This window comes from Paenibacillus sp. yr247 (assembly GCF_900103825.1).
GTDB lineage: Bacteria > Bacillota > Bacilli > Paenibacillales > NBRC-103111 > Paenibacillus_E.
The window spans coordinates 113611-135584 of the sequence record NZ_FNIF01000003.1 but is presented as its reverse complement, the minus strand read 5'-3'; the positions used below and the strand labels follow the sequence as shown (position 1 = coordinate 135584).

The window sequence follows — 21974 nt, the reverse complement described above, 5'->3', positions numbered from 1 at the left end:
ACTACCTTACTTATGAACCTTATCAATAACTCCGCCGCCTAAACACACGTCTCCATTATAGAAAACAACGGACTGCCCAGGAGTGACTGCTTTCTGAGGTTGATCAAATACGACCTCGCACGTACCATTCTCAGTAAAAGTAAGGACAACACCTTGGTCCGGTTGACGGTAGCGGAATTTAGCTGTACAGGCGAACGCGCCCTCTGGTTTGTTGTGTGAAATCCAGTTCACATCGGCAGCTGTTAAGCCCTTGGAGTATAGTCCAGGGTACTGCTCGCCCTGAACGACAAGCAGTTCGTTGCTTTCCAAATCTTTATCTACAACGAACCATGGTTCACCCGAGCCTGAACCGCCAATTCCAAGTCCCTGTCTTTGACCAAGCGTATAGTACATCAGACCGTCGTGACGACCTTTAACTTCTCCGTTGCGAATATCAACCATATTGCCAGGTTTAGCTGGCAAGTATTGACTGAGAAACTCTTTAAAGTCACGTTCACCAATGAAACAAATACCGGTACTGTCTTTCTTCTTCGCTGTAGCCAGACCTGCTGCTTCGGCGATCTCACGAACCTTAGGTTTCGGCAAGTGGCCAATCGGGAACATAGCTTTGGACAACTGCTGCTGATTGAGCACATTAAGAAAGTACGTTTGATCTTTGTTGGCATCATTGCCTCGCAGAAGCACATACTCGCCATCCTGCTCTTTCACTTGTGCATAGTGACCGGTTGCAATGTAATCGCCCCCTAAGTCAATGACTTTTTGGAGCAGTTCACCGAATTTAATTTCTCTGTTACACATCACATCCGGATTCGGTGTTCGTCCCTTGGTATACTCGTCCAAGAAATAAGCGAAAACTTTGTCGTAATATTGTTTTTCGAAATTAACTGTATAAAAAGGGATGTCGAGCTGATCGCACACTCTTCTGACATCCTCTGCATCTTCTTCTGCTGTACAATGGCCAAACTCATCGGTATCGTCCCAATTTTTCATGAAAATGCCAATAACCTCATAGCCCTGTTCCTTAAGCAACAGCGCAGCAACGGAAGAATCGACACCTCCGGACATTCCTAGAATGACACGTGTTTTTTTACTCATAGCTGTGAACCTCTTTTCCATCTTGCAAGACTTTTTTAAAAAACTATCACTATTATACATCTCTATTGTTCAAAATTAAAATATTTCATGAGAATGTCATTGTTTTTCCCCCACAGAACAAGGAATCTATGTTAACATAGATACGTTATACGGATGTTTAGGAATGTTTTTGCGAAAAATGGAAACGCTGTTTACCAAGATAGGGACGACCATGGTGTTCGAACATGGATAAAATAGATGGTAGGCATAACAGAAGTTTTTAGCGATATCGATCAGACTCCTTGATGGCATAAATGTTGAATGAGGTGTAATTTTGAAAATTTCCACAAAAGGCCGCTATGGTTTAACGATCATGATGGAGCTGGCCAATCGAGTTGGTGAAGGACCGACTTCACTCAAAAGTATTGCTGAAAAGCATCAGCTTTCTGAGCATTATCTGGAACAACTTGTCGCTCCTTTGCGTAATGCGGGATTGGTCAAAAGTATTCGTGGAGCTTATGGTGGATATATTCTCTCTAAATCTGCTGAACAAGTGACAGCAGGTGAGGTTATTCGTGTACTGGAAGGACCGATTAGTCCTGTTGATTTTACAGAAGAAGATGATCCAGCAAAGCGTGACTTGTGGATTCGTATTCGCGATAGTATTGCGGACGTGCTTGATTCAACAACACTTGCGAGCTTGATTTCTTTCGAAGATAAAGGCAAGAATGACAACTATATGTTTTACATTTAAGGGTGTCCTATGAATCCTATTTATCTTGATCACGCGGCAACAACGCCAGTGCATCCCGACGTTTTGGAAGCGATGCTTCCTTTCTATACAGCATTTTTTGGTAATCCATCGAGTACACACAGCTTCGGTAGATCGTCAAGAACAGCGCTCAATCGGTTTCGTGACGCAATGGCAAAATCATTAGGCTGTCTACCTGCTGAGCTGATATTTACTAGCGGTGGGACCGAGAGCAACAATATGGCGATCTTTGGGATCCTGAATGCGAACAAGGACGACAAGAAGCATATTATCACATCGGAGATCGAGCATCATGCTGTTTTACATCCCTGTGAGCGATTGGAGAGCCTCGGATACGAGGTGACCTACCTTCCAGTAGGTCCGACTGGTCTTATTCAAATAGAAGATGTAGAGTCGGCTATTCGTCCCGATACGGCTCTCATCTCCATCATGTATGTGAATAATGAAGTGGGTACGATTCAGCCAATCGAGCAAGTTGGTCAATTAGCGCGCAGTCGTCAAATTCCTTTTCATGTAGATGCTGTGCAGGCTTTAGGTAAATTACCTCTAAACCTTCATGAGCTTCCTGTCGATTTGCTTAGCTTGTCGGCTCATAAAATATATGGGCCCAAAGGTACAGGAGCTTTATATGTTTCGAAGAACACAAGGTTAATTCCTCACGTCTATGGCGGTGCACAGGAGAGAAAGCGCCGCCCAGGAACCGAAAACGTAGCAGCAATCGCAGGCTTTGCCAAAGCAACGGAAGTTATTTTACCGATGATAGAAAGTCTGCAATCCAAAGCCACTGAGTATCGTCTTCTGATGATAAATATCTTGGAGCAACATTTAGGCTATGAGGGTTTTACAATTAACGGCCACAAGGAACAGTGCATCCCACATATTCTGAATATCAGCTTCCCAGGTATCTCAACAGAAACACTCCTTATGAGCCTTGATTTAGAAGATGTGGCTGCTGCAAGCGGTTCTGCTTGTACTTCCGGTTCGCATGAAGTATCTCATGTATTGCAAGCCATGAAGCTCCCAGAAAATGTTACAGCCTCCGCAGTTCGATTTAGCTTTGGAATGGGGAATTCTAAAGAACAAATCGAAACAGCTGCCCAGAAAATTGCAACCATCGTCAAGCGGTTGCGTACTACTTAGTACCGGGTGGTTCTAGGAGGAATAAAGCTTGCGCAAAGCGCATGATTTGATCGGACTTCCCGTTCTAACGGTAGATTCCGGTAAGCAAATAGGTCAAGTTAAAGATTTGTTAGTCGACCCTGAATGGCATATACGAGGCATCGTGCTCGAAGTAAAGAATTGGTTTTCTGCCTTACGCTACATACCGTGGGAGGGAATCGTTGCAGCCGGAGAAGATGCCATTACCATACCGAACGAAAGTGTCATTCGCGAGTTTGAGCAGGTGGAAGAATGTTATTCTTTCCTTGAAGGAAGCCGCAAGTTTAAAGGACTTCCCGTCATTACAGTGGGAGGACACAAATTAGGCGTGGTAGAAGATGTTTATTTAAACCAGGATTGGGGTAAACAAATAATAGGTTATGAATTGTCCGAAGGGTTTATTTCTGATTTAAAGGAAGGGCGTAGATGGCTACCCATGCCGGATTCGGCAACCAAAGGGGAAGACGCCATTATAGTGCCTGTACATTGTGCTCAGGAAGTAGAAGAACTCTTCGTATCCAAAGAAGAATAGGGTGAGTTAGATGCGTTGTCCAAACTGTAATTCCAAAGACATTGGAAAAATCGGTTCCCATCAATTTTACTGCTGGGGTTGCTTTATTGAACTCAGCGTTAACGGCGAGAAAATGTCCGTGTTTCAAGTAGAGGAAGACGGTACACTGAGTTCTCTGGATGATTTATTTTTTGAGGAAGAAATTCCTCTTATCCAAGAGCACGCAAATTAACAATAATAATTTATGAAACGTTACTTTTTGAGCATAATTCGTGCTTGAAGAGTGGCGTTTTTTGTTGTTGGTCCTTATTCCAAGGGTTAATTTGGCCAGCTTGTACATATACTGTATGAGCGAAAACTTATTTGGAATTACCGAGGTGAAAGGAATGGAACGTTTTTGGAAAAATAGATGGTTTGTCGGGTTAGTGTACACACTGCTTGCCTTGAGCATTTTGTATATGCTTTTGCAAATAAAGCCTATCCTGTTTAACTTATTTACCTTTATCAAAGCCATCTTAACGCCATTTTTTATAGCTGTGATTATTTCGTACATATTGAACCCCATTGTAAATGTTCTTAACCAACGGAAAGTACCGAGAACGATAGCTGTACTGCTGATTTATAGTGTATTTATCTCATCGCTCACTGTCATTATTATGAATATGACGCCGATGTTTATAACTCAAATTGCAGAACTAAACGAGCATATGCCCCAAATGGCTATGCGTGCTCAATCTCTTGTCGATGGTTTTAATCAAAATCAACTGCTGCCCGAAAGTGTGCGCTCAGGATTTAATCATTCACTTACAAAGCTAGAAAATAGCATTTCTATGGCCATTTCGAACTACATGAATCAAATTGGCAACACGATCAATATGCTGTTTATTGCTTTTATCGTTCCGTTCGTTGCTTTTTACATCTTGAAGGATTTCCAAATTATTGAGAAAACGGCTTTAGCTATTGTACCGCGGGAGCATCGTAAGAAAACAATCAAACTACTGGTTGATATTGATACAGCGCTTGGTAATTATATCCGCGGACAACTGTTAGTTTGTTTGATTATCGGGGGTCTTGCGTATCTTGGATATTGGTTAGTTGGTATGCCTTATGCTCTGCTGCTCGCGAGTGTTGTGGCGATATTTAATATTATCCCTTATCTGGGGCCTTTCTTTGGAGCGGCACCGGCAATCATTATGGCTTCAACGATATCTTTGAAAATGGTGTTATTCGTCGCACTGGTGAATTTATCCGTTCAGATTCTAGAAGGTAATGTCATTTCACCTCAAGTGGTGGGTAGATCGCTGCATATGCATCCGTTGTTCATCATCTTTGCGTTACTTGTAGGCGGGGAAGTAGCGGGTATTGTGGGCTTAATTTTAGCCGTACCTTTTTTTGCCGTATTGAAGGTTATTATTCAACATGTTTTCCTTAACTATGTTCATAAGCCAACGACATAACTTTTCAATTAGGAGTAGACTAGGTAGACGCACAGAACCCCTGTGAACCATGACTTGCGGGATCATGGTCCATAGGGGTTCTGTACGAGGGTTGAGGATATGAAAGGTGTGGCCATACGTAAACCATCGAATGGGCTACGGAATAAGTATACTGAATTTTAAAGCTTGTTTCGTTTTCGATAATGAAAATCATTATCAATATACATAGTATACTTCCGTTGAGAATGATTGTCAACACTAATTTTTATGTTTTCTTGAAATTCTATTGAAGTTTGACCTCTGATATAGTCGAAGGAATATTGACAGTGTACCAGCATAAAGTTATAATTTGCCTTATCTAGATCTGCAGCAAAAACGTTGATGAAATTTTAGTAAGCCATAGTCCACTGTCAGAGAAAAGGTTCCGGAATGCAGCTTTCATAAGCTTATCCGGCTGGAAGAACCTTTCGGTGCTAGGATGGCTGAATGCTAATTTCGGAGTGTGGATGAACTCCACCGGTTGGACCCGTTAAAGATCCGCACAAGGAGATTGGGTTTGTTTCCTCTTGCCACAGGCAAGATGAGCCAGACACAATAACCAGGGTGGTACCGCGATGATTCGTCCCTGTATGTTACAGGGGCGTTTTTTGTTTGTTTTCGAGTTGATAAGAAAAGTAAAGTTTTATACTTTAGCTTCGCACCAACCTTGACAATATTCATAAATATGGAGGCTTGAGAGAGATGAAAGCAAGTGAAATTCGTTCCAAGTGGTTGCAGTTCTTTGCAAGTAAAGGGCATAAGGTAGAGCCAAGTGCATCACTCGTCCCACATAATGACCCGTCATTGCTTTGGATTAACGCGGGAATTGCACCATTAAAGCCTTATTTGGATGGACGCGAAATTCCTGAAAATCCGCGAATTACAAATGCTCAAAAATGTATTCGTACCAATGATATTGAAAACGTAGGAAAAACGCGCCGTCATCATACGTTCTTCGAGATGCTAGGGAATTTCTCCATTGGAGATTACTTTAAGAAAGAAGTTATTCCTTGGGCATGGGAGTTCTTGACTGATCCGCAATGGATCGGCTTTGATCCGGATCGTATATCTGTCACTGTGCATGAAGATGATGAGGAAGCTTTTGAGATTTGGAACAAACAAATCGGTATTCCTGAAGAGCGTATTTATAAGCTCAAGGAAGATAATTTCTGGGATATTGGCGAGGGTCCATGTGGTCCTTGTACAGAAATTTTCTATGACCGTGGAGATAAATACGGTGATTTATCTGATCCGGAATGCTGGCCTGGCGGGGAAAATGAGCGCTTCCTTGAAGTGTGGAACCTTGTTTTCACGCAGTTCAACCATAATAAAGACGGCAGCTATACACCGCTTCCTAACAAAAACATTGATACAGGCGCAGGGCTTGAACGTTTTGCTTCAATCTTGCAGGATGTGGACTCAAACTTTGACACAGATTTGTTTAAGCCAATCATTGATAAAGCCTGTGAGCTTACCGGCGTGCAATATCATGTGAACGCAGAGCACGATGTGGCGCTTAAAGTAATCGCTGACCATATCCGGACAGTTGCTTTCTCCGTTGGCGATGGGGTGCTGCCTTCAAACGAAGGACGAGGTTATATCATCCGTCGCTTGCTGCGACGCGCTGTGCGTTATGGTAAAGTACTTGGACTTGATAAGCCTTTTCTTCATAAGCTCGTACCTACTGTAGGTGAAATCATGGGAGTTTACTACACCGAAGTTGTAGATAAACGTGAATTTATCGAGAAAGTCATCCGTACAGAAGAGGAACGTTTCCATGAAACGCTAAGTGATGGCTTGATTATTCTTGCCGAGATGGTAGAAAAGACACGTCAAGCAGGTACGAATCAGATCAGTGGACCGGACGCATTCAAACTGTATGATACGTATGGCTTCCCATTCGATTTGACAGAAGATTTTGCTTCCGAGAAGGGATTGACGGTTGACCGCGAAGGATTTGATGCCTCCATGCAGGAGCAGCGCGACCGAGCAAGAGCTGCTAGCAATAAAGAAGGCGGAATGAAGGTACAAGGCGGACCGCTGTCTGATTTGACGATTAAAAGCGAATTTGTTGGATATAATGAATTGGTAGTTACTGCTAGTATCGCGGCGATCATTCATGAGAACGAACTCGTAGACATTGTCGGTGTTGGTGAGACATGTCAGGTTGTATTGGACCGCACACCTTTTTACGCTGAGAGCGGCGGTCAGGTGAGTGATTATGGTACAATTCGCAGCAACCAAGTAACATTGAAGGTTGAAGATGTTATCAAAGCGCCTCATGGTCAGCACGTTCACAAGGTTGTAGTGGAGTCGGGTGTTTTGCGTAAAGGTGATTCGGTAGAAGCGATCGTAGCAGCTGCTCAGCGTGGGGATATCATTAAAAATCATACAGCAACACATTTGCTGCATAAAGCGCTGAAAGAAGTGCTAGGCACGCATGTTAACCAAGCGGGTTCCCTTGTTGAACCAGATCGCCTGCGTTTTGACTTCTCGCATTTCGGCAGCATTAGCAGCGAAGAGCTTCAGGATGTAGAACAACGTGTGAACCGTCAGATTTGGAATAACACGAATGTAGATATTTCATTGAAAGCAATCGCAGACGCGAAAGCAATGGGAGCTATGGCTTTGTTCGGCGAGAAATACGGTGATATCGTACGCGTCGTGCAAGTAGGCGATTACAGCTTAGAGCTATGCGGAGGCTGTCATGTTCAGAATACGGGCCAAATAGGTTTGTTCAAAATTGTTAGCGAATCCGGTATTGGTTCCGGTGTACGCCGGATCGAAGCAGTTTCGGGTCGCAGCGCATATGAATATCTAGACCAGCAGTTGCAATTGCTCAAAGAAACTGCAGGCATGCTTAAATCGAATGTTCAAGATGTTCCTAAGCGTCTGGAAGCCACGCTGCAGCAAATGAAGGAGCTGACGCGTGAGAATGAGTCGTTGCGGAGCAAACTTGGACGCATTGAAGCAGGCTCACTTACAGATCAAGTGAAGCAAGCTGCCGGAGTATCTTTGTTAGCTGCCCAAGTGAATGCAGCGGATATTGATTCTCTTCGCAACATTGTGGATGAGATGAAGGTGAAGTTAGGTTCTGCTGTTATCGTGCTCGGCGCCGTTGCTGATGACAAAGTCAATTTGGTTGCTGCTGTCACACCAGATCTTGTGGCTAAAGGCTACCATGCTGGCAAAATCATAAAAGAAGTGGCTCTGGCCGTAGGTGGTAGCGGTGGCGGTCGTCCGGATATGGCGCAAGCAGGCGGTAAGGATGCATCCAAATTGCAGGCTGCGTTGTCTGGAGTTGAAGGTCATCTTTCCCAATTCGCATAATTATTTTTCTGTGGGACAGGAATTTTTAATCCCATAGAGAATATAACCAGTATACACGGACCATTTTTCAAATATAGTACAAAGGTATCAAAAGGAAAGCGGGGTGCTCCTGATGAGTTCCATGGATAAAACGATGAAGTTCAACGTGAAGGCAGAAGAAATTGAGACATCGCCCAAAGATGTGTTATTAGCGGTGTATGATGCTCTTCAGGAAAAAGGCTATAATCCGATCAACCAAATTGTCGGGTACTTGCTTTCCGGAGATCCTGCTTATATTCCACGGCATAATAATGCTCGGAGCCTCATTCGCAAACGGGAACGGGACGAACTTATTGAAGAATTAGTTCGTGCTTATCTGGGTCAACACAAATAGAAGGAAAAGTGAACCGGCATGAGATGGATAGGCTTGGATTATGGGGACAAAACGATTGGTGTAGCAATGAGCGATGAGCTTGGATGGACAGCCCAAGGGCTAGAAGTCATACATCGACGTAAGCCTGGGGAAGACATCGAGCGGCTGGAGGCCATTGTCAAACAGTATGATGTTACTCAGATTGTCGTAGGCTTACCCAAAAATATGAACAACACAATAGGTCCTCGAGGCGAGCTTGCAATCGAATTTTCGAAAGAATTAGAACAAAAACTAAGTGTACCTGTCCACTTGTGGGATGAGCGGTTAACAACCGTAGCTGCGACACGCACGCTTCTTGAAGCTGATGTGAGTCGGAAGAAACGGAAGCAGGTCATCGATAAAATGGCCGCACAGCTCATCCTACAAGGGTATATGGATGCCAATTTGAAGAGGTGAACGAACATGTCCAAAGAAGAATTGCGTGAAGAAGAACCAGAAATCATTTACATCCCGGACGATGAAGGCAACGAAGAAGAGTTCGAGGTTATCATGAAATTCGAAGTGGACGGTTCAGATAAGAAGTACATGATGGTGGTGCCTACAGACGGAGGAGATGAAGAATCCGATGAAGTGTACGCATTCCGCTATGAAGAAGATGATGACGGCGAGGATTTGAAGCTGTTTACCATCGATGATGAAGAAGAATGGAATATTGTTGAAGAAACATTCAATACGTTAATGGCAGAATTCGATGAGGAAGAAGAAGCATGAGTACGACGCCTTCTGACGTATTGCGAAAAACTTACGGGGATGATATTATCTTGTTTGATGAGCAAGACGAATCAACGGTGTATCATCTTCTTAAAGAATTCGTTTATGGAAATTATACGTATGCTGTTCTCCAATCCGATGAGCTCATGAAGGAAGACGAGGTTGCTGTTTTCCGAGTGACGACGGATGCTGAAGGGCAGTATGAATTGGAAACCATCGAAGATGACGACGAATGGGAAACTGTTTCGGAGCTCTACGACGAGATGGTATTTCCAGAACAGGATGACTTGTAAGAGGCATACAACCGAGCGGATTGCATCCGCTCGTTTTTGTTTGCTTAGGGGTAAAGCAAATCTCAAAGCTTATGCTTACGACGTTAGTTTTCTTGCGAAAACTCTTAGGAGGATTATTGTGAACAACATGCTTGAACAAGAAAATGAACAGAATAAGCCTAAACGAAGTAAGCTTAAGCTCACACTTCTTATTATTGGTCTATTGCTGCTCATAATCATCGGAACAGCAGGTGGTTTAGGATTGTATATTGCTAATGCGCTGCAACCTGTAGCTGCCTCTGAGCAAGAAGTAAGAGTTACAATTCCACAAGGCACTGGATCTTTGCAAATCGCCAAGCAGCTTGAAACGAAGGGGCTTATTAAGAACTCATCGATTTTTATGTATTATTTAAAATTGAAGAAACAAGGCTCCAGGCTTCAAGCAGGCGAGTATAGTATGAAGCCGGGCATGACGTTCGATAAGATGATTGATAAACTAAATAAAGGCGAGACCGTTAAGGAAGAAGTCATCCGGATCACGATCCCTGAAGGCTATACTATAGATCAAATTGCAGCTAAACTGAGTGAGCAGACGCCTTGGAATAGGGATGTTTTTCTTCAGATGGCAGATTCACCGACTGGATTTAAGGAGGAAACGATTGCAACGATTCCGGATAATAAGAACCTTAAACACCGACTTGAAGGGTATCTATTCCCAGAAACCTATGAATTCAAGAAGGGCTCAACGGAACAAGAGTTCATTGAGCGAACACTGCAGCAGCTCGATAAGAAGTTAGCAACTCTTCCTCCGGACTGGAAGGACAAGCTCAAGGAACGTGGACTTAACGTGCACCAGATGCTGACGATTGCATCGTTAATTGAACGTGAAGTTGTAGTAAACGAGGAGCGTGCTCTGGTATCCGGCGTCATTCAAAACCGGCTGAAGAAGAACATGCCCTTGCAAATTGACGCAACGGTACAATATTTATTCGATAAGTCCAAAGAGAGATTGCTGGAGAAGGATCTACAAATACAAAGCCCTTATAATACGTATTTAAACACAGGTTTACCTCCGGGGCCGATAGCGAGTCCGAGCCTTGCCTCGATGAAAGCAGCTATTTATCCGGAAGAGACGAAGTATTTGTTCTATGTTACTAAGAAGGATGGGACAAAAGGGCATCTGTTCGCTGAGACCTTCGAAGAGCACAAGAAGAATATTGCGGAAAGTAAGAAAGCTGTTAATTAGAACCACGATAGGAAGCAGACAGAAGGTAGGGTAAGCAAGTGAAAAAACCAGAGTTAGTAGTAAGCTGCAGCACGGTAACTGAAGTGAAAAGATTAATTGAAGCAGGCGCAGATGCTGTCATCATTGGCGAAGAGCGCTATGGCATGCGTCTTCCAGGAGAATTTAAGCTGGACGAGATTCAGGAAGCTGTAGTCTGGGCGCACGAAAAGAAGGCAAACGTATATGTTGCCGTAAACAAAATTTTCGATAATGAGTCTCTAGAGGGGCTATTCGAATATTTGAGAAAATTACAGGAATACGGTGTGGATGCGGTCATATTCGGTGATCCCGCTGTGCTAATGGCTTCCCGTAGTTTATCTAAACCGTTGCCGCTCCATTGGAATGCAGAAATGACGTCAACCAATTACGCGACTGCGAATTATTGGGCCAAACAAGGTGCTACCCGTGTCGTGCTTGCGAGAGAGCTGAATATGGAGCAGGTTTTGGCTTTTAAAGAGCATGCAGAGCTGGCTGTTGAAGTTCAAGTACATGGCATCACCAATATTTATCACTCAAAGCGAGAGTTAGTGAAAAATTATATCGAGCACCAAGGAAAAGATTCAGCTCCTCAGGATCGTTCCATAGAGCGCGGGCTTTTCTTGATTGAGCATGAACGCCGTGATCAGCGTTATCCGGTATATGAAGATGGCAATGGCACGCACATTATGAGTTCCGAAGATATATGTATGTTGGAAAATTTGCCTGAGCTAATGGATGGTCACATAGATAGCTTGAAAATCGAAGGTCTTTTAAAGTCTTCTGTGTATAATGAAACAGTAGTGAGAAGCTATCGTGCTGTTATTGACGCTTATGCGGCTGATCCTGATGGCTATGTGTTCCAACAAGAATGGTTGGATGCAATAGCCCGGTTACAAGACCCTGAACGTGAATTATCTTACGGATTTTTCTACAAAGAACAGGTATATTGATAGATGAAAGAAGGTGCTCTCCGAGATGACGACAGCATTAGAAGCGCGAGCTAGAGGAAAGCGTGTAAGGCTGCAAAAGCCGGAATTACTTGCTCCTGCAGGCAGTTTAGAAAAGCTTAAATTCGCGATCCATTACGGTGCGGATGCGGTATACATTGGTGGCCAGAAGTACGGACTTCGATCCAACGCGGATAACTTTTCACTGGAGGAAATGCGCGAAGGGGTAGAGTTTGCCAATCAATATGGGGCAAAGGTATTCGTTGCGACGAATATTTATGCTCATAACGAGGATATAGAAGGCCTTGACGATTATTTAAGGGGGCTTCAAGAGGTTGGAATTACTGCTATTATCGCGGCCGATCCCATTATCATGGAGACTTGTAGGAGAGTTGCGCCTAAGCTGGAGGTACATGTAAGTACGCAGCAGTCCGCCATGAACTGGCAAACCGTTAAGTTCTGGAAAGAGCAAGGCATTGAACGAGTTGTTCTGGCCCGCGAAGTCAGCATGAAAGAAATTGATCAAATTAAGGCTCATGTCGATGTGGAGATTGAAGCATTCATTCACGGGGCAATGTGCAGTTCATATTCGGGCAGATGTGTGCTTTCTAATCATTTTACGGATCGTGATTCCAATCGCGGAGGCTGCTCGCAATCATGCCGCTGGAAATACGATTTGTTTGCAAAGGATCAACCTCTCTCATCCCCTTTGGCCACAGACCTGCCAATGTTTAATGAGGAAGATGATGCTTTCACGATGGGATCGAAGGATCTAAGCATGATAGAACATATTGCGGAAATGATCGAATCGGGTGTAGACAGCTTCAAAATTGAGGGGCGTATGAAAAGTATTCATTATGTGGCTACGGTTGTGAATGCGTACCGCCAAGCCATTGATGCCTACTTTGCAGATCCAGAGCATTTTGAGCTCAATCCTGAGTGGCAGGATGAAATTTATAAAGCCGCAAATCGTCCTTTGAACGCCGGTTTCTTCTATGAAGCTCCTGGACATGAGGATCATATTTTCGAACCAGAGGACAAAGTCGTTGGTTTTGATTTCGTCGGTTTGGTTATGTCATATGATGCTGAATCGGGTATCGCGCTCATACAGCAAAGAAATCATTTTAAGCCTGGGCAAGAAATTGAGTTTTTCGGACCGCAAGGTACGCATTTCAAGCAAGAGGTTGGCGTGATATGGAATGAGGAAGACCAAGAGTTAGAAGCTGCTAGACATCCGCTTCAATTAATTAAAATAAAAACCGACTTACCTGTAAAAAAATGGGATATGATGCGTAAAAAAACAGGTAAATAGTACCATGGAAGCTTTCTCCAGACTCAGGTATATTGGAGAAAGTTTCTATTTTTTTTATTTAAGTTAGATCGAATTTTAAAGGAAATTGTTTAAGTATGTCGAAATTGTTTAAAAACTTCAAGTGTAACCCTTTTCATATTAGTCTTAAAACAGGTTGCGTACATGAAGAAGAAACTAATGGCGGTGACAAAATGAAAAAAAGACTCCAACGTATTCTCGCTTTTAACAAAGTAGTCAAATCTTTCGTTCAAGCATTTGGCTCAGCTAGCAAGACATCTAAGCAAATGGGTACGGGTGCTTTTAAAGAAATGAAGCAAGTTAAGCTGGAAAATCCAGTGAAATCCGTAGGAATGAAGCTGTTTTTAATGTTTTTTGCAAGTATTTTGTTTTTCGTTCTTATCGTGGGTATGATTTCCTACACGGTATCCAAAAATGTGATAAAGAACAAAGTGTCTGAATCTAGTCTCCAAACCGTAACGCAGGCGGGACAAAAACTAGATTTCCTTTATCAAACTTTTGATGATGTATCCTTACAAATAATGCTTAATAAGGAATTTCAAAATCTAATTGATAAAGTCCCTACATTAGATCCTTCCTCTTATGAATTTCTTGAGGTTACTCGCCAATTGACAGAGAAACTGAATGTGATAACGTTCTCGAACAAGTCAATTAAAACGCTTCATCTGTACAGACCAGATGGTAAGCTGATCGTCATTACGGGCTCGGGTGGAAGCACATTGAGCGACAACTCAATCGCGGATGAATGGTTTAAGAAGATTGTAGACAATCGCGGGAAAGTGGTTTGGTTGGATAGTAAGATCAAAGGATATTCCAGCAACTCGACGAATACATTTGCCATTGGCCGTGTATTGAGTACAATATCTAATAGCTCTTCAGCTATTCTATTAATAGAACTGAGTACAGATATTCTGAATAAAGAACTTAATGGGATGTCATTAGGTGATGATAGTAAAGTTGTCATTACGAATGCAGTGAACAAAAATATTGCTATTAAGGATACTGCGGAAATTGAGAAAAATGCTGCTATTCAATTGACGAAAGATCAACAAGATGAAGGACATGGCTCTTTTATAACCAAAGACGATCACTTGGTTGCCTATTATAAATCAACGATATCCGGTTGGAATCTCGTTGGTGATATCCCTGTGAGCTCGCTTGTGAAGGATGCTAAGAAAATTTTCAATTATACGCTTTTAATCGCTTTGTTTGCGGCTATTGCAGCCGTACTAATCGGATTATTTGTAGCTAGAATGATAGGACGTCCTCTGATTAATCTTCGTAACCTGATGCAGCAAGGTGCAAAAGGGAAGCTTACTGTGCGTGCTAACTACAAAACACAAGATGAAATAGGACAGCTGGGTTCAAGCTTTGATGTGATGATGCAGCAGATTACGACCCTGGTTCAACAAACCAGTACATCTGCACAAGCTGTATTCGAAACCGCTCAAGAATTAACGAATTCCTCGAAGGTAACAGCAACAGCTGCAAGAGAAATTGCTGTGGCTACGGATGAGATTTCCAATGGTGCCGGAGGATTGGCGACGGAGTCTGAGAGAGGCAATGAGTTGACTTATCATATTGGCGAACAAATGAAACAGGTTATCGAAGCCAACCTCGAAATGGGAACAGCTGCGGCGGATGTTCAAAGCTCCAGTGAGCAAGGTACGAAGTATATGTCCGAGCTTATCTCAAAAACGAACCTTACAGAGGAAATGATCCGCTCGATGGTGGATAAAGTTGATAATTTGAAAGATAGTACCCGTTCTATCCGTAAAATTCTGGATGTTCTAAATAACATGACGAAACAAACCAATATTTTATCTTTGAATGCGACAATTGAGGCTGCGCGTGCTGGCGCTGCCGGTAAAGGCTTCATGGTCGTTGCAGATGAGATTCGTAAGCTAGCGGATCAGTCCAGACAATCGATTGATGTCGTAGGTCAAATTACAGAAACCATTCAGAAAGAAATCGATGAGACAGTGAAAGTTCTTTCGACAGCAACACCAATTTTCCAAGAACAAATTTTAGCGGTAAAAGAAGCCGACACCATCTTCAAACAAGTAACGAATCACATGGGTGGTTTCATTGAACAACTCAGCACGGTAAGTGATTCGATCTCCACATTGGAGCAATCGCAAGTTGTTCTATCCGATGCAATGACGAATGTCAGCGCTGTTGCTGAGGAATCCCTTGCTACATCGGAAGAAGTTGCTTCCTTGAGCTCCGAACAGCTTAGCATTAGCGATGGCTTAGTTAAACTGTCGGACAAGCTGGATTCATTGTCCAAATCGCTCACCGATACATTGTCTAAATTCGAAGTCTAGCCTACATAATATTCGTAGTCCACTCTCTATAAAGGAGGGTGGATTTTTTTGTTCTGTTGAAGGTAATTTGACGGTTTGCCCAAGAACAGGAATGACTATACTGAAAGCAAAAGCAGTCATTGTGTAGTTAGGAGTTATAGGCATGAAGATCAAACAATTGTCTTCTCTTGAAAAGCGTCGTATCTTTCTTGTACTCTTCACGATCTTGTTCTTATTTATGGGGATCGTTGGCAAGCTTTTTTGGATACAAATAGCCGCAACGGAAAGCTACTCCTCACGAGGTGTTAATTTGCTTAAAAACTCGGTGGTACAAAGGCAGCGCGCACTTGTACTGGATAGCGGCCGTGGGGAAATTATGGATCGCAATCTAAAGCCGATGACGGGAAAGATCATTAAATCCCTAGTTGTGTTTCCTATTAATAGCGACTTACGACTAAAACCGCAACAAGTCAACAAGTTGGCCCGCACTTTAGGAACTAATAAAGACAATTGGCTGGCTTTCACTCATGATTTGAAAGAGCCACAAGTTTGGCGCACCTCGGATAGCGGGAAGCCGGCAGCGTTAAGCGATCAACAAGAAGAGCAAATTAATGCGATCGGCTTGCCGAATTTGAAAGTGGTAGAGATGGAAGATCGCTACCCTTCAGGAATGACTGCGCGTCAACTGATTGGGTTCATCGGGCAAAATCCGGACAGAGTGTTGAGTATTTACGGTGCTGATCTGGAGAAAGGAAAGGTTTCACTCACCTCGAAGATTGGAGGGGCAGGACTGGAGAAAACTTTTGATCTGTGGCTTCGCGGCATAGGGGAGACATCGATCTCTTATTTTACAGATGCAGGGAAAAGACCGCTATCTGGCCTGGATGCACGCATGATCGCGCCCGATAACACCTTCTATCCTGTCAAATTAGTTACAACACTGGATTTAAGTGTGCAGCAGCAAATTGAAAGGCTTATGGATAAGCTGAATATTCGGGAAGGTGCCACTGTTGTTCAGGAGGTGGAACAAGGCGATATCGTCGCGATGGCGAGCAGACCTAATTATGATCCAACGCAAGTGGATCTTGCAAGCAATAGCTGGAGCAATTATGCGGTAAAGGCGACAGCACCTGGCTCCATTTTCAAAACAATTGTAGCCGCAGCAGCATTGGATGAGAGAGTAGTCGACCCCAAAGAGACTTTCAACTGTGAAGGGGCTCTTGGGAAGTATGGATTTACATGCTGGAGAAAAGATGGCCATGGGCCTTTAACGTTAGAACAGGGTTATGCACAATCCTGTAATATTGTGTTTGCAAAAGTAATGCAGCGTTTGACACCAGTTCAATTAGAAAGTTATGCACATAAGCTTGGCGTATTGAACGAGGTTGGGTGGACAGGGAAGACGGACACTAAGCAAATCCTCCATCAATTAGATGCAGAAGAGAGCGGACAGTTATTTGGAGCCCATACCCCGCATAACGATGAGGGAGTACTCATGCAGACAGCCATCGGTCAAAGAGATGTTATGATGACCCCTTTGCAGGCGTCGAATATGATTGTAACTTTGCTGCATGGCGGTCAGGGGTATTCGCCAAGAGTTGTTCAAGAAATTCGATATCAGACGGATCATGTGATGGAGAAATTTCCTGCCCACGAATTAAATGATGGGTCGGGGCGTGTATCTGCTGCGACAAGCCGCACATTAGTAAACTGGATGAAAGAGGTTGTAACCGATGGAACTGGCCAAGGTTTAAAGGATGCAAAGTGGAAGCTGGCAGGGAAATCCGGTACAGCTCAAATAAAGATCGGAAAGCAGGAGAAGGTTAATCAATGGTTCATTGGATATGGACCTGCTGCTTCTCCGAAATATGCCGTATCTGTCGTTATTAAGAATACCGATCCTTCCGAAAGCAACAAGGCCATTCCTTTGTTCAAAGGGATAATGGATATACTAGCAAGCGATTCAAATGGACGGTAATGAAATTGTAAAACATGTTCCTTGATCCGGTTGGCTCGTTACCTCTATAAGGCCGCCGAAGGTTTTGATGATTCTATAGGAGACCATCATGCCAAGACCCGTGCCTTTATTTTTTGTTGAGTAAAAGGGTGTTCCGAGACGATTTACTTCTTCGGCAGTCATGCCAATACCATTATCTTTAATTTGCAAAATAACCTTTGAGCTTTTTTTGAAGCCTGATATTTGTAGAGTGCCGCCACTAGGCATTGCCTCAATGCCGTTTTTTGTTAAATTAACTAAGCATTGAATCATTTTTTCGTTGTTGGCTTTGATCATAAGCAGTGGCTCCAAGTCGAAATTAATTTCAACACCTCTCATAGACGCGTAAGGTTTAATGAGATTGCTTAATTTGAGAGATAAGGAGGATACATCCAGCTCTTCGAGCTTCTCGGCTTGTGGTTTGGCGAAGGATAAATAGTTGGTAATAATATTTTGCGCTCGGTCAATTTCTTCAATGACCATGGTCGTATAGACGAGCTTTTTGTCCTCTGTAACTTGGGATTGGCTGAGTATTTGCATAAAGCCGCGGGCAACGGTCATAGGGTTACGAATTTCGTGGGCAACAGAAGCAGCCAACTCACTTAACACATTAAGCTTCTCGGAGCGCTGGACTTCTTGGCGCATCGCTATATTTTCACGGATACGAACAATTAAATAACTTAACAACCACATTGTGAGCATATGAACGATACAGAATAACAAGCCGTAAAGCACAAAGGTGCTATCTATAGAGACAAAAGAACCAATACGATAAAGCATGGTCATACAGAAGGAAGCTAGAGCGCTAATGAAGGCAAGTAGACTCGGAAACATTACTTTTGGGGTTAAGTGCTTCCAATTGCTGAGAACAATGAAAGCCAGGATGAAGGGCACAAGAAGAGCGGACAAGGTAACAATCCATAAGAAATCGGGACCATCGATGTAATAGGCGTAGACCAGTATGATAGCGGAGACTGCGAGTCCTGAACGTATGCCGCTGTAGAGGAAAGCGACCAGTAAGGGAATAATACGTAGATCAAAATGGTTGCCTGTTATCGTAAAAAAGGGATGTGACATACAAAATATGGCGATTAGTGAACAAATGAGCCCGATAAATGCTCGATCTAAACCATTAAAGTTAATGGGACCTGGCCTATCCAGCCATACGATATGACAAAGTAAGATGGGTGTGGTTAAAACAAGCATGTTGAGTAGTAAATCGTCAAATACATTCAATGATCTCGCCTACTTAATTAAAAATTTGGTGTTTCTTTTTATTTCGACAGAAAGTATGAAACTCCTTTGATTTCTTTCCAAAATTTCGATGTTTTTTGACATATGATATCGATTTCAGCATTGTGACTTAAGCTTGTATGGCTTACAATTCTATAGATGGACTACTCAAATCGTAAGCACAGGAGAATAAGCAAATGACAATGTTACCACTTTCATTTTCTTCTATGGTCATTCTTGATCGATCCGGTGAAACCGAATCGCAACATATCCTTTATTCATTCGCACTAGAAGAACTCCTTTGCCGGGCAATTGGTAAAATAGCACCACCGATCCTGCACATCTGGAGGCATCCGCGAGCATTTGTGATGGGATTAAGAGATAGTCGTCTCCCGGAAGCAGCCATAGCTAATGAATGGTTACTAAAGCAAGGTTATGATACGGCAGTTAGAAACTCTGGGGGGGCCGCAGTTCCACTGGATTTGGGTGTCGTGAATGTCTCGCTGTTATTACCTAAAGAAGTTGGTGATATGGAGCACCGCAAGGACTTTGATTTGATGGTGGCGTTAATACGTGACGTTATGAGTAAACTTACCAATCGCATCGATCAGGGTGAGGTTATGGGTTCATTTTGTCCTGGGGAATTCGATCTAAGTGTCGATGGGCGTAAGTTTTGCGGTATTGCGCAGCGCAGGCAGCAGTTAGCTTTATCCGTTCAAGCGTTTATTATCGTGGAGGGCCAAGGTGAGGAGAAAGCATCATTAGCTAGAGGTTTCTACGAGCGTGCGGCAGGCTCAGCATCGCCAAGCGATTATCCAATAGTGGCTCCAGGAAGTATGGCAAGCCTATCTGAGTGTTTAAATTTACCGTTAACGTCTGAGCGTTTCACTGAAAATTTAGTAGAGATACTGGGCGCCAGAGGGCTGCAAGTGCAGAGCCCTAGGGATATCCTAGGGTATCCGGACGAAGTGCAGATTCACACTATGATGGAGCTGTTAAAGCATCGCTACGCGATTATACAGTAAGCAAAGCGGTCCAGATCTCGTCATGAGACGAAAGTGGACCGCTTTTTTTATATCGATTCATCCTAGAAAATAATGCAGAGCCGCGTCCAGTTCCCCTTGCCAGAATCCCCATAAATGCTTTCCTGGCTTCTCCATATAGTGAAGGGTGGTATTTTTGTTTACTAGCTCCTCTTTGGCTAAGCGATTTTCTCTGACGAAATCAAAAGTTCCGCGTTCCGTTTTTACATCTGTTTCGTCCAAACCAATTAGCATGTACATCTCTAGCCATGACAAATCGTTCTCCGCTTTGATGCGTTCTCTGGTAATGTCGAAAAATGCGCCCGATAAGGATATAACACGGCAAAAAAGGCTAGGATAATCTAAGGCGAGATGCAAGGATACGGTCCCCCCTAGGGAATCACCTGCCACAACGCGCTCAGTCCGTTCCGTACGAATCGGATAGCGGCTTTCTACATAAGGGAGGAGCTCTTCGGCAAAAAAGCGGCAGTATGCGTCATGGCGTTCTCCTTCAGGCGCATATTCAGAAGTGCGATTGGCGTTATTGACATCGACACCGACCACAATCGCAGGCTCCAAGCCTTCATCTAAAATGCAGCGGGTGATCGTAGTTGCAATTCTGCCGAAATTGAAAAATTGTTCACCATCTTGGCAATAAATAACCGGATAGGAGAGCAGTTCGTTGTAACCAGGAGGAAGATAAATCCGCAATGAGCGATTTTCTTGGAGTATGACAGAGGTGAGTTCATCTTTGACAATGGTTCTTTTATAAAAGCGAGAGTCATCCGACATGGTTGTGCTCCTTTAGCATTTCCTTTAGGGAAATTTGGTGTCGTAAGCGTAAGTTTATTGCTTTAAGGGTAAGGTGTATTATAGCAGTTGTAAATTTAACGTTAACTGTATTATATATTTTCCGAAACTGTACTATTCAATTCAACGAAAAAAGGACATATGCCACAAGGATACTGGTGTACAATTCACAAAAACAGGTTTATAATAATACTATAACAGAAGTGAAGCTAGCAGGCATCAAAATCATATAAGAGGTGAAATGGTATGAGTAAGCCACTTGTCAGCCAAGCAAATTATGAAGTGACCACAGAGAAGGTTGAGCCTTTACAGGTTCTGGCTCCAGACGGCACAGTTGTAAATTCCGACAAAATGCCTAAACTTAGTGACGACCAATTAAAAGAATTAATGAGAAGAATGGTATTCACCCGCGTATGGGACGAAAGAGCAGTTAATCTCGGTCGTCAAGGACGTCTTGGTTTCTATGCTCCGGTATCCGGACAAGAAGCATCCATGATCGGAAGTGAATTTGCTTTAAATAAAGACGATTTCATTTGCCCTGGTTACCGTGATATGCCGCAGCTCGTTTGGCACGGACTACCGCTTTATCAAGCATTCTTGTATTCCCGTGGTCATCAACATGGTGGACAAATTCCGCAGGATGTACACGTACTAATGCCACAAATCATCATTGGTGCACAAATTTTACATGCTACCGGTGTAGCTATGGCATTCAAGAAACGTAATCAACCGCGTGTAGCAATTACGTACACAGGGGATGGAGGAAGCTCAGAAGGCGACTTCTACGAAGGCATGAACTTTGCAGGAGCATTCAAGCTGCCTGTCATTTATTTTGTACAAAACAATGGTTACGCGATTACGACGCCTTATTCGAAACAAACTGGTGCGCTTTCTGTCGCGCATAAAGCACTTGCTGCCGGTATCAAAGGCGTGCAAGTTGACGGCATGGACGTATTGGCTGTTGTTCAAGCCGTTACGGAGGCTGCTGAAAGAGGACGCAGAGGCGAAGGCGCTACGTTGATTGAAGCTCTAACTTACCGTTACCGTCCGCATTCCTTGGCCGATGATACAACGAAATATCGGACCAAAGATGAAGAGTCTGATTGGGAGCCTAAAGATCCGCTTACGCGTATGCGTTTGTTCCTGACCAAAAAAGGTCTATGGAGTGAAGAGGAAGAAGCCCAGGTGAAAGAAGATGCGAAAGCAACTGTGGCTGAGCACATTAAAAAAGCTGAGGAAACTGAGAAAATGACAGTTCCAGGCTTAATCGATTCTATGTTCGAAGTAACACCTAAACATCTCGAAGAACAGAAGCAAGCGTTTAAATAAAAAGGCATGCCAGTTTTTCTTG

20 protein-coding genes are annotated in these 21974 nt (G+C 43.3%); 17 read left to right on the top strand and 3 right to left on the bottom strand.

The window, feature by feature from the left end:
* Positions 1-6 precede the first annotated feature (6 nt).
* Entirely contained in the window at positions 7-1095 is a 1089-nt protein-coding gene (mnmA, locus tag BLT91_RS09650; RefSeq protein ID WP_090820163.1) for a tRNA 2-thiouridine(34) synthase MnmA, read from the bottom strand.
* A gap of 313 nt (positions 1096-1408) precedes the next feature.
* On the opposite strand from mnmA, the gene BLT91_RS09645 reads away from it, so the two are divergent.
* The 15 genes from BLT91_RS09645 to BLT91_RS09575 all read left to right on the top strand — a co-directional run bounded on the left by BLT91_RS09645 (position 1409) and on the right by BLT91_RS09575 (position 17540).
* The gene (locus tag BLT91_RS09645; protein WP_090820161.1) at positions 1409-1828 is read left to right on the top strand and encodes a cysteine metabolism transcriptional regulator CymR; all 420 of its coding nucleotides are present in this window, start codon (positions 1409-1411) and stop codon (positions 1826-1828) included.
* Between the two features lie 9 nt (positions 1829-1837).
* Complete coding sequence (locus tag BLT91_RS09640) at positions 1838-2986, top strand: cysteine desulfurase family protein (protein WP_090820159.1); 1149 nt, start codon at positions 1838-1840, stop codon at positions 2984-2986.
* Between the two features lie 28 nt (positions 2987-3014).
* Entirely contained in the window at positions 3015-3536 is a 522-nt protein-coding gene (locus BLT91_RS09635) for a PRC-barrel domain-containing protein (protein WP_090820157.1), read from the top strand.
* 10 nt (positions 3537-3546) lie between these two features.
* Positions 3547-3747 (top strand): hypothetical protein, encoded by a 201-nt coding sequence (locus BLT91_RS09630; RefSeq protein ID WP_090820155.1) that lies wholly within the window; start codon positions 3547-3549, stop codon positions 3745-3747.
* A gap of 154 nt (positions 3748-3901) precedes the next feature.
* Positions 3902-4972: an AI-2E family transporter gene (locus BLT91_RS09625; protein WP_090820564.1), complete on the top strand. Its 1071-nt coding sequence runs from the start codon at positions 3902-3904 to the stop codon at positions 4970-4972.
* A 720-nt stretch (positions 4973-5692) separates the two neighbouring features.
* Complete coding sequence (alaS, locus tag BLT91_RS09620) at positions 5693-8320, top strand: alanine--tRNA ligase (protein ID WP_090820153.1); 2628 nt, start codon at positions 5693-5695, stop codon at positions 8318-8320.
* A gap of 112 nt (positions 8321-8432) precedes the next feature.
* A complete protein-coding gene (locus BLT91_RS09615; RefSeq protein WP_028555746.1) occupies positions 8433-8693 on the top strand; it encodes an IreB family regulatory phosphoprotein in 261 nt (86 codons plus the stop codon).
* 18 nt (positions 8694-8711) lie between these two features.
* Complete coding sequence (gene ruvX, locus BLT91_RS09610; RefSeq protein ID WP_090820151.1) at positions 8712-9128, top strand: Holliday junction resolvase RuvX; 417 nt, start codon at positions 8712-8714, stop codon at positions 9126-9128.
* A 6-nt stretch (positions 9129-9134) separates the two neighbouring features.
* The gene (locus tag BLT91_RS09605; RefSeq protein ID WP_056610485.1) at positions 9135-9443 is read left to right on the top strand and encodes a DUF1292 domain-containing protein; all 309 of its coding nucleotides are present in this window, start codon (positions 9135-9137) and stop codon (positions 9441-9443) included.
* On the top strand, positions 9440-9736 hold the full coding sequence (locus BLT91_RS09600) for a DUF1292 domain-containing protein (protein WP_090820150.1): 297 nt from the start codon (positions 9440-9442) through the stop codon (positions 9734-9736). The genes BLT91_RS09605 and BLT91_RS09600 overlap by 4 nt, the downstream gene beginning before the upstream one ends.
* A gap of 127 nt (positions 9737-9863) precedes the next feature.
* The gene (gene mltG, locus BLT91_RS09595) at positions 9864-10961 is read left to right on the top strand and encodes an endolytic transglycosylase MltG (RefSeq protein WP_090820563.1); all 1098 of its coding nucleotides are present in this window, start codon (positions 9864-9866) and stop codon (positions 10959-10961) included.
* A gap of 38 nt (positions 10962-10999) precedes the next feature.
* Positions 11000-11929, top strand: a complete 930-nt coding sequence (locus BLT91_RS09590) for a peptidase U32 family protein (RefSeq protein WP_090820149.1) — start codon at positions 11000-11002, stop codon at positions 11927-11929.
* A 25-nt stretch (positions 11930-11954) separates the two neighbouring features.
* The gene (locus tag BLT91_RS09585) at positions 11955-13238 is read left to right on the top strand and encodes a peptidase U32 family protein (protein WP_090820147.1); all 1284 of its coding nucleotides are present in this window, start codon (positions 11955-11957) and stop codon (positions 13236-13238) included.
* 191 nt (positions 13239-13429) lie between these two features.
* Positions 13430-15583 (top strand): methyl-accepting chemotaxis protein, encoded by a 2154-nt coding sequence (locus BLT91_RS09580; protein ID WP_254776863.1) that lies wholly within the window; start codon positions 13430-13432, stop codon positions 15581-15583.
* 142 nt (positions 15584-15725) lie between these two features.
* Positions 15726-17540 (top strand): peptidoglycan D,D-transpeptidase FtsI family protein, encoded by a 1815-nt coding sequence (locus BLT91_RS09575; RefSeq protein ID WP_090820144.1) that lies wholly within the window; start codon positions 15726-15728, stop codon positions 17538-17540.
* Here BLT91_RS09575 and BLT91_RS09570 read toward each other — a convergent pair.
* Positions 17526-18794: an ATP-binding protein gene (locus BLT91_RS09570; protein ID WP_090820141.1), complete on the bottom strand. Its 1269-nt coding sequence runs from the start codon at positions 18792-18794 to the stop codon at positions 17526-17528. The two genes, BLT91_RS09575 and BLT91_RS09570, sit on opposite strands and share 15 nt — an antisense overlap.
* Positions 18795-18988: 194 nt before the next feature.
* Here BLT91_RS09570 and BLT91_RS09565 point away from each other — a divergent pair, with 194 nt between their 5' ends.
* The gene (locus tag BLT91_RS09565) at positions 18989-19816 is read left to right on the top strand and encodes a lipoate--protein ligase family protein (protein WP_090820138.1); all 828 of its coding nucleotides are present in this window, start codon (positions 18989-18991) and stop codon (positions 19814-19816) included.
* A gap of 57 nt (positions 19817-19873) precedes the next feature.
* Here the strand turns inward: BLT91_RS09565 and BLT91_RS09560 are convergent, their stop codons facing one another.
* Positions 19874-20605, bottom strand: coding sequence for an alpha/beta hydrolase (locus BLT91_RS09560; RefSeq protein WP_090820134.1), 732 nt, complete (start codon positions 20603-20605; stop codon positions 19874-19876).
* Positions 20606-20869: 264 nt separating this feature from the next.
* Between BLT91_RS09560 and pdhA the strand changes: the two genes are divergently transcribed.
* Positions 20870-21952: a pyruvate dehydrogenase (acetyl-transferring) E1 component subunit alpha gene (gene pdhA / locus BLT91_RS09555; RefSeq protein ID WP_090820131.1), complete on the top strand. Its 1083-nt coding sequence runs from the start codon at positions 20870-20872 to the stop codon at positions 21950-21952.
* Positions 21953-21974 lie beyond the last annotated feature (22 nt).